Origin of the sequence: Serratia sp. BNK-23 (assembly GCF_047456145.1) — a bacterium.
Lineage (GTDB): Bacteria > Pseudomonadota > Gammaproteobacteria > Enterobacterales > Enterobacteriaceae > Serratia > Serratia nematodiphila.
The window spans coordinates 723,635-737,533 of record NZ_CP179900.1 but is presented as its reverse complement, the minus strand read 5'-3'; the positions used below and the strand labels follow the sequence as shown (position 1 = coordinate 737,533).

11 protein-coding genes are annotated in these 13,899 nt (G+C 61.5%); 5 read left to right on the top strand and 6 right to left on the bottom strand.

Going from position 1 to position 13,899, the window contains the following annotated elements:
- Nucleotides 1–7: 7 nt before the first annotated feature.
- Complete coding sequence (locus ACMGF9_RS03480) at nt 8–973, top strand: PDR/VanB family oxidoreductase (protein WP_076741296.1); 966 nt, start codon at nt 8–10, stop codon at nt 971–973.
- Between the two features lie 30 nt (nt 974–1,003).
- Here ACMGF9_RS03480 and ACMGF9_RS03475 read toward each other — a convergent pair whose 3' ends face one another.
- The 4 genes from ACMGF9_RS03475 to ACMGF9_RS03460 form a co-directional block, all read right to left on the bottom strand.
- Entirely contained in the window at nt 1,004–2,074 is a 1,071-nt protein-coding gene (locus tag ACMGF9_RS03475; protein ID WP_015379001.1) for an ABC transporter ATP-binding protein, read from the bottom strand.
- Complete coding sequence (locus tag ACMGF9_RS03470; protein WP_004931567.1) at nt 2,067–3,836, bottom strand: ABC transporter permease; 1,770 nt, start codon at nt 3,834–3,836, stop codon at nt 2,067–2,069. The genes ACMGF9_RS03475 and ACMGF9_RS03470 overlap by 8 nt, the downstream gene beginning before the upstream one ends.
- A gap of 78 nt (nt 3,837–3,914) precedes the next feature.
- The gene (locus tag ACMGF9_RS03465; protein WP_041922370.1) at nt 3,915–5,003 is read right to left on the bottom strand and encodes an ABC transporter substrate-binding protein; all 1,089 of its coding nucleotides are present in this window, start codon (nt 5,001–5,003) and stop codon (nt 3,915–3,917) included.
- A gap of 169 nt (nt 5,004–5,172) precedes the next feature.
- A complete protein-coding gene (locus tag ACMGF9_RS03460) occupies nt 5,173–6,090 on the bottom strand; it encodes a DMT family transporter (RefSeq protein ID WP_004931563.1) in 918 nt (305 codons plus the stop codon).
- Between the two features lie 287 nt (nt 6,091–6,377).
- Between ACMGF9_RS03460 and ACMGF9_RS03455 the strand changes: the two genes are divergently transcribed.
- The 3 genes from ACMGF9_RS03455 to brnQ all read left to right on the top strand — a co-directional run bounded on the left by ACMGF9_RS03455 (nt 6,378) and on the right by brnQ (nt 9,144).
- A complete protein-coding gene (locus ACMGF9_RS03455; RefSeq protein ID WP_004931561.1) occupies nt 6,378–6,710 on the top strand; it encodes a tRNA-binding protein in 333 nt (110 codons plus the stop codon).
- 30 nt (nt 6,711–6,740) lie between these two features.
- Nucleotides 6,741–7,622, top strand: a complete 882-nt coding sequence (locus ACMGF9_RS03450; protein ID WP_099982744.1) for a 2OG-Fe dioxygenase family protein — start codon at nt 6,741–6,743, stop codon at nt 7,620–7,622.
- A gap of 199 nt (nt 7,623–7,821) precedes the next feature.
- Entirely contained in the window at nt 7,822–9,144 is a 1,323-nt protein-coding gene (gene brnQ / locus ACMGF9_RS03445) for a branched-chain amino acid transport system II carrier protein (RefSeq protein ID WP_414160544.1), read from the top strand.
- A gap of 69 nt (nt 9,145–9,213) precedes the next feature.
- On the opposite strand, the gene tkt is transcribed toward brnQ, so the two are convergent.
- The gene (gene tkt / locus ACMGF9_RS03440; protein ID WP_380692174.1) at nt 9,214–11,208 is read right to left on the bottom strand and encodes a transketolase; all 1,995 of its coding nucleotides are present in this window, start codon (nt 11,206–11,208) and stop codon (nt 9,214–9,216) included.
- A gap of 238 nt (nt 11,209–11,446) precedes the next feature.
- Between tkt and ACMGF9_RS03435 the strand changes: the two genes are divergently transcribed.
- A complete protein-coding gene (locus ACMGF9_RS03435; RefSeq protein WP_004937650.1) occupies nt 11,447–12,199 on the top strand; it encodes a M48 family metallopeptidase in 753 nt (250 codons plus the stop codon).
- A gap of 42 nt (nt 12,200–12,241) precedes the next feature.
- Here the strand turns inward: ACMGF9_RS03435 and ACMGF9_RS03430 are convergent, their stop codons facing one another.
- Nucleotides 12,242–13,882, bottom strand: a complete 1,641-nt coding sequence (locus ACMGF9_RS03430; RefSeq protein ID WP_021504733.1) for a thiamine pyrophosphate-binding protein — start codon at nt 13,880–13,882, stop codon at nt 12,242–12,244.
- Nucleotides 13,883–13,899: the final 17 nt, after the last annotated feature.

The following is a 13,899-nucleotide window of genomic DNA, read 5'->3' as shown; positions in this document are numbered from 1 at the left end:
CCAATGAATGACCAGCTATCAGATGCTTGATGTTCGCGTCGTCGACATCGAAACCGTCACCGCACAGGTCAAGCGCTTTACCCTGGCGGATCCGCAAGGCCGGCCACTGCCCGCCTTCAGCGGCGGCAGCCACATCATCGTGCAAATGCAGGACGGCGAGCAGCGCTACAGCAACGCCTATTCGCTGCTCAGTTCACCGTTCGAGCTCGACCGTTACCAGATCGCCGTGCGCCGTGAGTCCCCTTCCAAAGGCGGTTCCGACTTCATGCACGATCGGCTGGCGATCGGTGATACGCTGACCATCAGCACCCCGAATAACCTGTTCGCGCTGGCGCCGGAAGCGCAACATCACGTGCTGATCGCCGGCGGCATCGGCATCACGCCGTTTATGGCCCATCTGCATGAGCTGCAACGCAGCGGCCAGCGCTACCATCTGCACTACTGCTTCCACAGTGAAGAGCACAACGCCTTCCAGCAGCAGCTGATGCAAGCGCCGTTCGCAGACAACGTCAGTTGCCATGTCTCCAGCCTTGGCGGCCGGTTGGATCTGGCGCGCACGCTGGCCGACGTGGAACCCGGCGCCCATATCTACGTCTGCGGCCCGGCGGCGCTGAACGAAGCGGTCTACCGGATCGCCGCCGAACGGGGTATCGATGCCGCGCGTTTACACAGCGAAGCCTTTGCCGCCGAAGACACGGCGGGCGGCGCCTTTACGCTGGTGCTGGCTCGATCGGGTATTGAACTTGAAGTGGCGGAAGACATGACCATCCTGCAGGCGCTGGAAAACAGCAAGGCAGCCAGGGTCGAGTGCCTGTGCCGCGAAGGCATTTGCGGCACCTGCGAAACCCGCATCGTCGAGGGGGAAGCCGACCACCGCGATCAGTATCTCAGCGACGAAGAACGCGCGGCGCAGCAAACCCTGTTGATTTGCTGCTCGCGCGCCAAAGGCAGCCGGCTGGTGCTGGATTTGTAAAAGGAGCGCCCGCATCGGCGGGCGTCCTGGTTAGGCTTTCGGGAATATCCACAGATGCTCGGCCGGCAGGGAGAGCCGGCACAGCGCCCGATCGCGCGCCTCATGCCCATAGGCGCGCACCACGAAGTCTTCGGCCACGGTGCGGAACAGGTATTCCCAGCGATCGCCAAGATACATGCTGGTCAGCAACGGCAGCTCAAGCTGGTTGCCCTGCGGATCTTCGCCCAACTGCACGCGCTCCACGCGGATCACCGCCGTGCCCTCCTGCCCGACCTGCACGCCTGCGCCCGCTTTGCCCCACAGAGCCCAATCCTTGCCTTCGATGCGCGCCCGGTCGCCTTCCAGCGCCACGATCTTGCCCGGCAAGCGGTTGTTGCTGCCCATGAACTCGGCGGTGAACAGCGTGGTGGGCGAGCCGTACATCTCCTGCGGCGTGCCCTGCTGTTCGATTTTGCCGTTATTGAGCAGCAGGATGCGATCGGAAATGGCCATCGCCTCGTTCTGATCGTGGGTCACCATCAGCGCCGACAGACCGAGCTTGATGATCAGCTCGCGCAGGAATACCCGCGCTTCTTCGCGCAGCTTGGCGTCGAGATTGGACAGCGGCTCATCCAGCAGGATCACCGGCGGGTTGTAGACCAGCGCACGCCCGATCGCCACACGCTGCTGCTGGCCGCCGGAAAGCTGGTGCGGGTGCCGCTTGGCTAAATGCCCCAGCCCGAGCTGATCCAGCACCGCCTGTACCCGCTGGGCGATTTCCGCCGAGCCGGTCTTACGCAGCTTCAGCGGGTAAGCGACGTTCTCAAACACTGTTTTATGCGGCCACAGGGCATAGGACTGAAACACCAGCCCCAGGTTGCGCTCTTCGGCGGGAATTTCGCTGCGCGCGCTGCCGTTGTACACCGCGCTGTTGCCGATGACGATCCGCCCCTGGCTCGGTTTCTCCAGCCCGGCCACCGCCCGCAGCAGCGTGGTTTTGCCACTGCCCGACGGGCCCAGCAGCGAGACCACTTCGCCCCGTTTCAGATCCATCGACACCCCTTTCAGCACCGGGTTGTCGCCATAGGTCAAATGCAGATTCTCTACCGAAAGTTCAATCATGTAATTTCACTCCAAAGCGCAAGGCGATCCCCAGCCCCAGCACCACCAGCAGAATATTGATGAACGACAGCGCGGCGACGATATCGATAGCGCCCGCGGCCCACAGAGAAACCAGCATCGAGCCGATGGTTTCCGTGCCCGGAGACAGCAGATACACCCCGGTGGAATATTCGCGTTCAAAAATCAGGAACATCAGCAGCCAGGAGCCGATCAGGCCATAGCGCGACAGCGGAATGGTGACGTGGCGGGTGATCTGGCCGCGGCTGGCGCCGGCGCTGCGCGCCGCCTCTTCCAGCTCCGGCCCCACCTGCAGCAACGTGGAAGAGATCAGCCGCAGGCCGTAGGCCATCCACACCACGGTGTAGGCCAGCCAGACGCTGAATATGGTGCTGCGCAGCGAACGCAGCCAGACAATCCAGTTAGCACGCAGCCATTCGGCCATCGGCAACGCCGACAGCCAGCCTTCCTTGAGCGATTTGTCCAGCCACATCGGCAGGAACAGGAACACCCACAGGAATGCCAGACCGGCCAGCAGCCCCGGCACCGCGCGCGGCACCAGCACGCTGTAGTCGAGGAAGCGCGTGGCGCCATCCGGCTTGCGGTGCATCGCGATGCCGATAAACAGGTAGCACGCCACCGCCAGCGCCCCGCCGATCACCCCGATCGCCATCGAGTTGACGATGGCGCGCAGCAGGTTGGGCTGCGCCCAGATGGTGCGAAAGGTGTTGATCGACAGTTCGTCCCAGACAGACACGCCCACGCCCCAGTTGGAGATAAAGGCGCGCAGCACCACGCCGATCAGCGGCACGCCGATGGTCACGGTCAGCCAGAACACCACCACCGCGCCGGCCACCCAGCGCCATTTACCCAGCGGCAGCGCGCGGGCCTGCGAGGCTTTGCCCTTGACGGTGACAAAGCGGTTGGCAGTGCGCATCAGCCGGCGCTGCAGCATCACCAACGGAATAGTGATGCAAATCAGCACCACCGCCACCGCCGCCATCAGATGGTAAGACGGCGTGCCCAGCTTGTTGGTCAACTGGTACAGGTAGGTCGCCAGCACCAGGTTGCCTTCCGGATCGCCCAGCACCAGCATCAGGCCGAACACTTCCAGCCCGAGGAAGAACAGCAGCACCCCGGCGTACAAGATAGACGGCCGCACCATCGGCAGACTGACGGCGGTCATCACCTGCAGCGGCGTGGCGCCGGCGGTGCGCGCCGCTTCTTCAACGTCGGAGCCCACGCTGCGCAGCGCCGAGGAGATGTACAGGTAGGCGTGGGGCACGTGCGTCAATCCGGCTATCACCACGATGCTGGCCATTGAGTAGATGTTCCACGGCACGAAGCCCAGCAGCGCCTCCGCCCACAGCGAGAAGAAGCCTACCGGCCCCGCCGCCACCACGTAACCGAAACCCAGCACCATCGGCGACACGAAGATCGGCACCAGAATCAGCGGTTCGATGATTCGCCGCCCCGGCAGATCGGTGCGCACCATCAGGAAGGCCAAAATACCGCCGAGCGGGATGGCGATAATCACCAGGCCGAATGCCAGAATAAATCCGCTTTTCAGGGCTTTGTAGAAATCCGGGTCGGTAAAGATGAACTCAAAGGCCTCAAGGCTGAAGACCTTGGAAGGAGAGAAAAACGGTGCCGAGAGGAAGCTTTGAATGATGATAAACGACAGGGGGACATAGATAACCAGCGCGGTTATCAACACCACCAGGCCGCGCGGCAGGCTCTGCCACTTTCTGCGCCATGCTTGCATAAATGCTCCCTATGGTTGTAAACGACGACCAAAGGGCGCGCGCCCGTGCGACAGGCGCGCGTCCGAATGCAGTCCCTGTTATTTCGCCGCGGCGGCGCGCCATTGTTTGATGTAGTCGAGACGCTTGGCCGGCTGCAGATATTCCAGCAGGCTGTCATCGACCGGGATCGGCTTGAGCGCGTTACCCAACAGCTTGGTCATGCCATCGATGTCGTTCTTGCCTTCGATGTCGTTGCGGATCGAGGGGATATCCGCCTGATTGGCGAGAATATTTTGCCCTTTCTCCGACAGCACGTAGTCGAACCACAGCTTGGCGGCGTTAGGGTTGCCGGCCTCTTTGCTGATGAAGCTCACGCGCGACAGCACCAGGGTATAGTCTTTCGGATAGACAATGCCGAGCGACGGATCGCTCTTGGCGCGGGCCTCGGCGTATGAACCGAGGATATTGAAGCCGATCAGGTTTTCACCGGAGGAAACGCGTTCCATCATGGTGCCGGTGGAGGATTGCACCGCCAACCCGCCCTTGGCCACATCGGCCAGCGTTTTGAAGTAGTTGGGATCGGCCTTGAAGTCCTGCACCGACAGCATGAAGCCGACGCCGGATTTTTCGATGTCGTAGGTGGTGACTTTCTTCTTGAATTTGTCCGTCTGGCCGGCGATCAGCTTGGCCAGCGCCGCATGCGAATCCGGCACATCGCCTTGCGGGATCAGGCGTTTGTTATAGATAAACACCACCGGCTCGTAGGTGGTGCCATACACCTTCTCTTGCCATACCGCCCATTTCGGCAGCTGAGCCTGCTCGGGGGAGGCATATTCCTGCGCGTAATCGCCCGCCAGTTTCAAAATGGTGTCCATCGACGAGCTCCACACCACGTCGCCGCTGGTGCCGCCGGCCGCCTGCTCGCTGATAAAGCGGTTATACAGTTCGGTGCTGTTCATGTCGTTGTATTCGACCTTGATGCCCGGATACAACGCCTCGAACCCCTGGATCAGCGGCGCCGCCGCCTTGGTGTCGGTGGTCGAGTAAATCACCACCTTGCCTTCTTTCTTCGCGCCGTCGACCAGTTTCTGATAGTCGGCGGGGTAGCCCGCCGGGAAGGCCGCATAGGCGGACACGGAGCCCAGCAAGGTGATTGCCGCTACGGTCGCGCTGATTTTTTTCATCATCATCATCCATCCCCTGATCACATTTAATAAACCAAAAATTAACATATAGTTAATAACTGAGACGTAGCAACGGCGTTGCTTTGTTATCTTTCGGTTTTGTGAGGTTGGACGTTTTTCAGCCAATAAAAAAGCCCGGCAGCGCGGGCTTTACGGCACTTCCAGTCGCAAACTATTCGGCCAGGCGAGAACGCCGCAGCAGGCGAATTCGCTGTACGATGGCGACCCCCAGCAGGGTCAGGGCAAACCCCGCCAACTGCACCAGCGACAGCGCCTCGCCAAACAGCGCATAAGCCTGCAGCGCTGCCGCCGGCGGCACCAGCAGCATCAGCGCGGTAATACGAGTCAAATCGCCGTGGCGCACCATCCAGATGAACAGCGCGGTGCCGCCCAGCGACAACACGCCGGCCGACCACAGCAGCGAGAACCACAGCGTCGGCGAATTGTCCCAGGCGCCGGAGCCCATCACGGCCGCCAACGCGCCGGTCACGATCGCCGCGCCGAGGTGCTGAATGGCGCCCGCCGCCCGCAGATCGGCCGCCGCCAGCGAAGACTTCTGCACCATGATGCCGATCGTCAGCGCGACGATGCTGCCAAACCCCATCAGGATCGGCAACAGCGCCATATTGCCGACATCAATGCCGGTCAGCCGGGGAGAAAGCACCAGCGCAACGCCGATAAAGCCGATCGCCAGCCCGGCCCAGGAGCGTAACCCTATCGATTTGCGCAGCACCAACGCGAAAATCAGCGCGGTGAACAGCGGCTGCAAGCCGCCGATCAGCGACATCACCCCGGCCGCCAGGCCGTTCGCTACCGCCCACCAGCTTGCAGCGAGATAAACGCCATTCATCAACATGCCGGTCAGCAGGTGCATCACGAACTGCCGCCCCTTGGGCCAGGCGCAGTGCAATGCCAGCAAAGCGAATACCGCGGCGGCGATCAAAAAGCGAAAGGTCAGGAAAAGGTTGGGATCGGCATGATCCGCCACCGCCCGCGCGGCAATAAAACCCGTCGACCAAATTAATATCAGGAAAAACGGCGCGATAAATGCCTTTCGCCGATCGCGTTTTTCACGCGGGGTTATTTCCATATCACTACCTGAAAGAATGCGGTTGATGAATGAAGGCATACTAACCAATTTAACACGGGCTTAACAGTGCCGAGCGGACGCCCAAGTTCAGATGGTGCACATAATTACCGGTGAATAATGAAGTTTCAATTTCATATAATTCATCAAGCTTATAATTAATTACGCTACGTTACGACAATGTAAATTAATTGCTACATCGGGTATAAATATTCCCCTCTTGGCGACATTGTCGGGATAATTCCCCTTTGCTAGCCTTTCTGAAGCCATTTAATTAACGGGACTGACTCATGGCCGAAATCACTGATTTTATGAAACTGGATATGCGTATTGGCGAAATTATTTCCGTGGAATATAACGACAAGGCGTTAAAACCCGCCTATAAGCTGCGCATTGATTTCGGCGAGGAAATTGGCATTAAAAACAGCTCGGCACAATTATGCGAAAACTATCAGGAAGATGACCTGCTTGGCAGAAAAGTCATCTCCGTCGTTAATTTCCCCGCCAGGCGAGTTGCCGGATTTAAATCCGAAGTGCTGGTTCTTGCCGCGGTCACCAGGGATCAAGGCACCGTCTTGCTGAAACCCGATTTCGACGTGGAGATCGGCAGCAAGATTTTATAACCGCCCCATCATTCGTGAGGCCACCGAGAAATGCGACAGTTATCTCTGCTTGATGAAGTTAAGAAGGCATACCAGGAACACCGTTCAGCCTTTATCCCCGGCGCTACCATGCAGGCAATCCTGCTGGCGCTGGGCGCGCGGCCGGAAGATTTCGCCAGGCTGCAGCAGGTCAGCGCCAATCTGGCGGACGATCCCACGCTGCCTTTCCGCAAGTCCAGAAACGGCCGTTTCTGTTTCGACTTCGATCGCGCCCGGATTGAGCGGCTGGAGTTCCAGCCTTTCGTGCTCTCGGTCGAGGAAGACTTCATCCGCTACGATTCGGGAAAGGTGCGCCATTTCCGCGGCATCAACGACGATCTGCAGTTGAATACGGCCTTTCAGGCGCTGATGAAATTCAAAGCCTACGTGATCGATGGCGTGAGCGTGACGCCGCGCCCCCGGCTTAATCAGGAGATCAACAAGTTCGTCTGCACCGTGTTCAACCTGCGCACCGTCACCACGCCGCAGATGCTGGGCGAACCGGCGCTGGAAGGCGTGCACAGCGACGGCGTCGACCACACCATGACAACCTTCCTCGGCTGCGACAACATGACCGACGACAGCGCCAAGACCTTTATTCACGATATGCGCGAAACCAGCGGGATCAAATTCGATCGGGCCCGGCCGGAATGGATTTTGGGCGAAATACAGCATCGGCATTTCCTCGACACCCTGCTGATTGTCGACCACGAGCGCAAACACAGCCTCTCTCCGGTGAAAGCGCAGGACAAACGTAAGGATTCAACCCGCGATATGCTGATCTTTTTCACCCGCAAACCGGTCGAAGACGGCCACGTCTCTTTCGCGTACGACTCTTTTAAACCGCATATCGAAATCCCGCTGTCGATAGACATGGTGGCGCGCGCGAGCTAACGCGCTGCCGGGCCGGCCGCCATGATCCCTCTGTGCGGCCGGTTCACGCCAGGATAAACAGCGCTGGATTAATCAGGTTTTTGTCGCCGAATTATTATATCCTGCCGGACGAAAATTTTTGCGGGCGCTCGCTGCCCCACGCGCCAGCCCTCTGCAGGCGGGCCGTTTATTTCATGAATACAGGCAGTGCCATACCGTTATGACCAAGAGTTTATCCCCGAAAGACATTATCGCCCTGGGCTTTATGACCTTTGCCCTGTTTGTCGGCGCCGGCAACATCATTTTCCCGCCGCTGGTGGGGCTGCAGTCCGGCGAACATCTGTGGCCGGCCGCCCTCGGGTTTATGGTGACCGCCGTCGCCCTGCCGGTGATCGCCGTGATCGCGTTGGCGCGCGTCGGCGGCAGCATCAGCCTGCTTACCGGCCCCATCGGCCGCACCGCCGGCCTGCTGCTGGCGACCGTCTGCTATCTGGCGCTCGGCCCGCTGTTCGCCACGCCGCGAACCGCCAATGTCTCTTTCGCCCTCGGCATTGCGCCTTTCACCGGCGACGGCGCCCTGCCGCAGTTCATCTACAGCCTGCTGTTCTTTACCCTGGCGATGATTGTGTCGCTATATCCCGGACGGTTGCTCGATAACGTCGGCCATCTTCTGGCGCCGCTGAAAATTCTGGCGCTGGCCGCGCTCGGCATCGCCGCCCTGATCTGGCCCGCAGGCGCGCCGCTCTCCGCCGTCGGCAGCTATCAGGCCGCGGCGTTTTCCACCGGCTTCGTGCAGGGTTATCAAACCATGGACACGCTGTCGGCGCTGATGTTCGGTTCGATTATCGTTACCGCCGCCCGCTCGCGCGGCGTCAGCGACAGCGGGTTGCTGCTGCGTTATACGCTGTGGGCCAGCCTGATCGCCGGCGTCGGCCTGACGCTGGTCTATATCTGCATGTTCAAACTCGGCGCCGGCAGCGGCAGCCTGATCGAGAATGGCGCTCAGGATGGCGCGGCAATCCTGCACGCCTATGTACAGCACACCTTCGGCGATCTGGGCAGCGTCTTTATGGCGGTGCTGATGTTCATCGCCTGCCTGGTAACGGCGGTTGGCATGACCTGCGCCTGCGCGGACTTTTTCTCACGCTACCTGCCGCTCTCTTATCGCGCGCTGGTGGTCATCCTCGCCCTCTTCGCCATGCTGGTTTCCAACATGGGGCTGGCCAATCTGATCCGCGTCTCACTGCCGGTGCTGACGGCGATCTACCCACCCTGCATCGCGCTGGTGTTGCTCAGCTTCAGCCAGAACCGCTGGCGCAGCGCCAGGCGCGTCTTCGCGCCGGTGATCGCCACCAGCCTGGTGTTCGGCCTGGCCGATGGCCTGAAGGCTTCAAGCTTCAGCGGCCTGCTGCCCGCCTGGTTCGATAAGCTGCCGCTGGCCGAGCAGGGTCTGGTCTGGCTGCAGCCTACGCTGTTGGTGCTGTTGCTGGCGGCGGCTTACGACCGGTTGCGCAGCGCCGAAAGCGTCAAGGCCGCGTCGTAATCGCGATTTCCGCCCATAAAAAAAGCCGGTCATGATGACCGGCTTTTTTATCGGCTGGCGCCCGGCGGCTTACTTCAGCAGCGCCTGCGCCTTGGCCACCACGTTGTCCACGGTGAAGCCGAACTCGGCGAACAGCTGCTCCGCCGGCGCCGACTCACCGAAGGTGGTCATGCCCACGATGGCGCCGTTCAGCCCCACGTACTTGTACCAGTAGTCCGCGATACCCGCTTCCACCGCCACACGTGCCGTTACCGCCGCCGGCAGCACCGACTCACGGTACGCCGCATCCTGCTTGTCGAACGCGTCGGTCGACGGCATCGACACCACGCGCACCTTGCGGCCCGCCGCGGTCAGTTTGTCCGCCGCCTCCACCGTGATGCCCACTTCGGAGCCGGTGGCAATCAGGATAACGTCCGGCGTGCCCGCGCAGTCTTTCAGCACGTAGCCGCCGCGGTACACGTTCGCCAGCTGCTCTGCGGTGCGCGGCTGCTGGGTCAGGTTCTGGCGCGAGAACACCAGCGTGGTCGGGCCGTCGTTACGCTCGATGCCGTACTGCCACGCCACCGCCGATTCCACCTGGTCGCACGGGCGCCAGGTGCTCATGTTCGGGGTCACGCGCAGGCTCGCCAGCTGCTCCACCGGCTGGTGGGTCGGGCCGTCTTCGCCCAGACCGATGGAGTCGTGGGTGTAGACGAACACGTTGCGCAGCTTCATCAGCGCCGCCATGCGCACCGCGTTGCGGGCGTATTCCACGAACATCAGGAAGGTCGCCGAGTACGGCAGGAAGCCGCCGTGCAGCGCGATGCCGTTGGTGATGGCGGTCATGCCGAACTCGCGCACGCCGTAATGAATGTAGTTGCCCGCCGGGTCAACGTTCAGCGCTTTCGAGCCGGACCACATGGTCAGGTTGCTCGGCGCCAGGTCGGCGGAGCCGCCCAGGAACTCCGGCAGCACCTTGCCGAACGCTTCCAGCGCGTTCTGCGACGCCTTGCGGCTGGCGATGTTGGCCGGGTTGGCCTGCAGTTTTTCCACGAACGCCCTGGCGTCGGCTTTCCAGTCGGCCGGCAGCTCGCCGTTCATGCGGCGCTTGAACTCGGCGGCCAGTTCCGGGAAGGCCCTGGCGTAGGCGGCGAACTTGTCGTTCCAGGCCGCTTCCTTGGCCTGACCGGCTTCTTTGGCGTCCCACTGGGCGTAGATGTCCTGCGGGATTTCAAAGGCGGCGTATTTCCAGCCCAGCGCTTCGCGGGTGGCGGCCACTTCGGCGGCGCCCAGCGCGGCGCCGTGCACGTCATGGGTGCCGGCCTTGTTCGGCGAACCAAAGCCGATAACGGTCTTGCACATCAGCAGCGACGGCTTGTCGGTCACCTGGCGGGCTTCTTCAATCGCCGCCTTGATGGCGTCCGGGTTGTGGCCGTCGACGTTGCGCACCACGTGCCAACCGTAGGCTTCGAAGCGCAGGGCGGTGTCGTCGGTGAACCAGCCGTCGACGTGGCCGTCGATGGAGATGCCGTTGTCATCGTAGAAGGCGGTCAGCTTGCCGAGCTTGAGGGTGCCGGCCAGGGAGCAGACTTCGTGCGAGATGCCTTCCATCATGCAGCCGTCGCCCATGAAGGCGTAGGTGTGGTGGTCGACGATGTCATGGCCGGGGCGGTTGAACTGCGCCGCCAGGGTGCGTTCGGCGATGGCGAAACCGACGGCGTTGGCGATGCCCTGGCCCAGCGGGCCGGTGGTGGTTTCAACGCCCGGGGTGTAACCGTACTCCGGGTGGCCCGGGGTTTTGGAATGCAGCTGACGGAAGTTTTCCAGCTCGCGCATCGGCAGGTCATAGCCGGTGAGGTGCAGGAGGCTGTAAATCAACATGGAGCCGTGGCCGTTGGAGAGCACGAAACGGTCGCGGTCAGCCCAGTGCGGGTTAGTCGGGTTGTGGTTGAGGTAGTCACGCCACAGGACTTCGGCGATGTCCGCCATGCCCATAGGGGCCCCCGGGTGGCCGGAATTTGCTTTTTGTACGGCGTCCATGCTGAGTGCGCGGATAGCGTTGGCAAGCTCTTTACGAGAGGACATGTTTTACTCCAGGTCGGATAAAAAAAGCAGTCAAGTTCCCTATTTTCTCAGACTCCACATCACAACGGCAATCCCTAATGCCAAATGAGAGCGAGTTCACCACTTATTAGCACGATTGGACGCTTTTTCGGAATAACACTATTCTCGCTCCGGCTGGCGTACACTAGGCTCTTGCGACAAGATTTCCTCCAGGCAAAATGACTCTTTTACCTTGTTACCTTCACAGGAAGATGGCGTTATGAAAATTCGTACCTCTTTGATTGCGTTGGGCATTGCCACCCTGGCAACCGGCTGTCAAAACCTGAATACCGAAACCCTGATGCAGTCCGGCGCGCAGGCGTTCCAGGCGGCGACCCTGAGCAACAACGACGTTAAGGCCCTGAGTGATAAATCCTGCGCCGAGATGGACAGCAAGGCACAAATCGCGCCGGCCGACAGCACCTATGCCAAGCGCCTCAACAAAATCGCTGCGGCGCTGGGCGACAACATCAACGGCACCCCGGCCAACTACAAGGTCTACGTGACCAAAGACGTCAACGCCTGGGCGATGGCCAACGGCTGCATTCGCGTCTACAGCGGCCTGATGGACATCATGAACGACAACGAAGTGGAAGGCGTGCTGGGCCACGAAATGGGCCACGTGGCGCTGGGCCACACCCGTAAAGCGATGCAGGTGGCTTACGGCACCGTGGCGCTGCGCACCGCGGCGTCCTCCGCCGGCGGCGTCATCGGCTCGCTGTCGCAGTCGCAGCTGGCGGATATCGGCGAGAAGCTGGTCAGCGCCCAGTTCTCGCAGAAGCAGGAAAGCGAAGCGGATGATTACTCGTTCGATCTGCTGAAAAAACGCGGTATCGATCCGAACGGCCTGGCCACCAGCTTCGAAAAACTGGCCCAAATGGAAGCCGGTCGTCAGAGCAGCATGTTCGACGATCACCCGTCTTCCCAAGCGCGCGCACAGCACATTCGCGATCGCATCGCGGCAGAGAAATAACCACGAGAACGCCCGGCAACCGCCGGGCGTTTTTTTATCGTCTCAATACAGCGTTTTCTGCGGCGGCCCGGCGAAGGTCAGCGGCCCGACCTGCTTCATGTCCACCTCGACCACCGACGGCCCCGGGTAATTGATCGCCTCGGCCAGCACGCCGTTGAACTGTGACGCCGCGTCCACCTTCCAGGCTTTCAACCCCATCGCTTCGGCGATCTGGGTAAAGGCCGGCGTATGCAGCTCGTTGTAATACTGGCGCCCGGCGAAATACTTGTCCTGAATGCCACGCATTACACCATAACCGCCATCATTCATGATCAGCAGAGTGATGTTCACCTGTTCCTGCGCCATGGTCGCCAGCTCCCCCAGGCCCAGCGCCAAACCGCCATCGCCCACCAGCCCCACCACCTTGCGCTGCGGGTTGGCAATCGCGGTGCCGATCGCCATCGGCAGCCCCATGCCGATAGCGCCGGCCAGCGAGTGAATGTTGCACAGCGGCGAGATCGCACGGAACAGACGGCTGCCCCAGACGCTGCCGGAAACGGTGATATCGCGCACCAACAGCCCGTCCTGCGGCAGTGCGGCGTCGATGGCGTCATTGAGTTTGGCGTATTCACCGGACTGCTGGCGCAGCGCGCTCTCCGCCTGCTGCACCGCCCCCGCGATTTCGGCATCCCACTCGGCGTTGACCTTTTCGCCGGGGGCCAACCGCGCCGCCAGCGCCGCCAGCAGCGCCGCGCAGTCGCCGTTGATCTGCTCATCGGCCAGGTAGTTGCGGTTGGCAGCCGCCGGATCGATGTCAATCTGCACCAGCGGGCGCGGCAGCGGCAGCGTCCAGGTACGGGTTTCATTACTGCGCAGGCGCGAACCGGCCACCAGCGTCAGATCGCACTGCGTCAGGATCGCTTCGATGCTCGGTGAGTTATGGAACGCCCGCAGGCTGCGCGGATGGCTGTCCGGCAGAATGCCGCGCCCGTGGGTGCTGGAGATCACCGCCACGCCGGCGTCCGCCAGCTTGCGCACCGCGTCGCCGCAGGCCAAGGCGCCGCCGCCTAACCAAAGCAGCGGACGCTTGGCCTGTTTCAGCCGCTGATGCAGCCGTTCCACCGCGGCATCGTCCGCCTTCGGCAATGGCGCCGGCGCCAACGGCTCGGTCAGCACCGAACGGGACACCAGGCTGCTTTGAATATCGATCGGGATCTCGACCGCCACCGGGCCGCAGGGCACGGTTTGCGCATCCAGGATCGCTCGCTGGATCACCGCCACCGCCTGCTCCGGCGAATTGACACGGTAAGCGCGCTTGGAGCAGGCGCGCAGGAAGCCGAGCTGATCGCGGGTTTCATGAATAAAACCGGCGTCGGCATCCAGATAGGCTTTTTCCACCTGGCCGGTGATATGCAACAGCGGCGTGTTGGCGTTGAGCGCCTCAATCATCGCCCCCACCGCGTTGCCGGCGCCGGCGCCGGTGCTGGTCAACGCCACGCCCAGGCCGGAGAAGCGCCCATGCGCGTCGGCCATGGTGACCGCCCCCGCTTCGCCGCGCGCCGGCACGAAGCGAATTTTATCGCGCTGCCCCACCGCATCGGCGATCGGCAGATTATGAATCGAAATGATGCCGTACATCGCCGACACCGCGTACTGTTCCAGAGTCCGGGCTATCGCCTCGCCAACCGTGATTTTATCGCTCATCATCTGCCTTCTTAGGG

Bases quoted from the DNA above. Each gene is read 5' to 3' on its own strand.
- ACMGF9_RS03480 (WP_076741296.1), top strand. From the start codon at position 8: ATGACCAGCTATCAGATGCTTGATGTTCGCGTCGTCGACATCGAAACC.
- ACMGF9_RS03475 (WP_015379001.1), bottom strand. From the start codon at position 2,074: ATGATTGAACTTTCGGTAGAGAATCTGCATTTGACCTATGGCGACAAC.
- ACMGF9_RS03470 (WP_004931567.1), bottom strand. From the start codon at position 3,836: ATGCAAGCATGGCGCAGAAAGTGGCAGAGCCTGCCGCGCGGCCTGGTG.
- ACMGF9_RS03465 (WP_041922370.1), bottom strand. From the start codon at position 5,003: ATGATGAAAAAAATCAGCGCGACCGTAGCGGCAATCACCTTGCTGGGC.
- ACMGF9_RS03460 (WP_004931563.1), bottom strand. From the start codon at position 6,090: ATGGAAATAACCCCGCGTGAAAAACGCGATCGGCGAAAGGCATTTATC.
- ACMGF9_RS03455 (WP_004931561.1), top strand. From the start codon at position 6,378: ATGGCCGAAATCACTGATTTTATGAAACTGGATATGCGTATTGGCGAA.
- ACMGF9_RS03450 (WP_099982744.1), top strand. From the start codon at position 6,741: ATGCGACAGTTATCTCTGCTTGATGAAGTTAAGAAGGCATACCAGGAA.
- brnQ (WP_414160544.1), top strand. From the start codon at position 7,822: ATGACCAAGAGTTTATCCCCGAAAGACATTATCGCCCTGGGCTTTATG.
- tkt (WP_380692174.1), bottom strand. From the start codon at position 11,208: ATGTCCTCTCGTAAAGAGCTTGCCAACGCTATCCGCGCACTCAGCATG.
- ACMGF9_RS03435 (WP_004937650.1), top strand. From the start codon at position 11,447: ATGAAAATTCGTACCTCTTTGATTGCGTTGGGCATTGCCACCCTGGCA.
- ACMGF9_RS03430 (WP_021504733.1), bottom strand. From the start codon at position 13,882: ATGAGCGATAAAATCACGGTTGGCGAGGCGATAGCCCGGACTCTGGAA.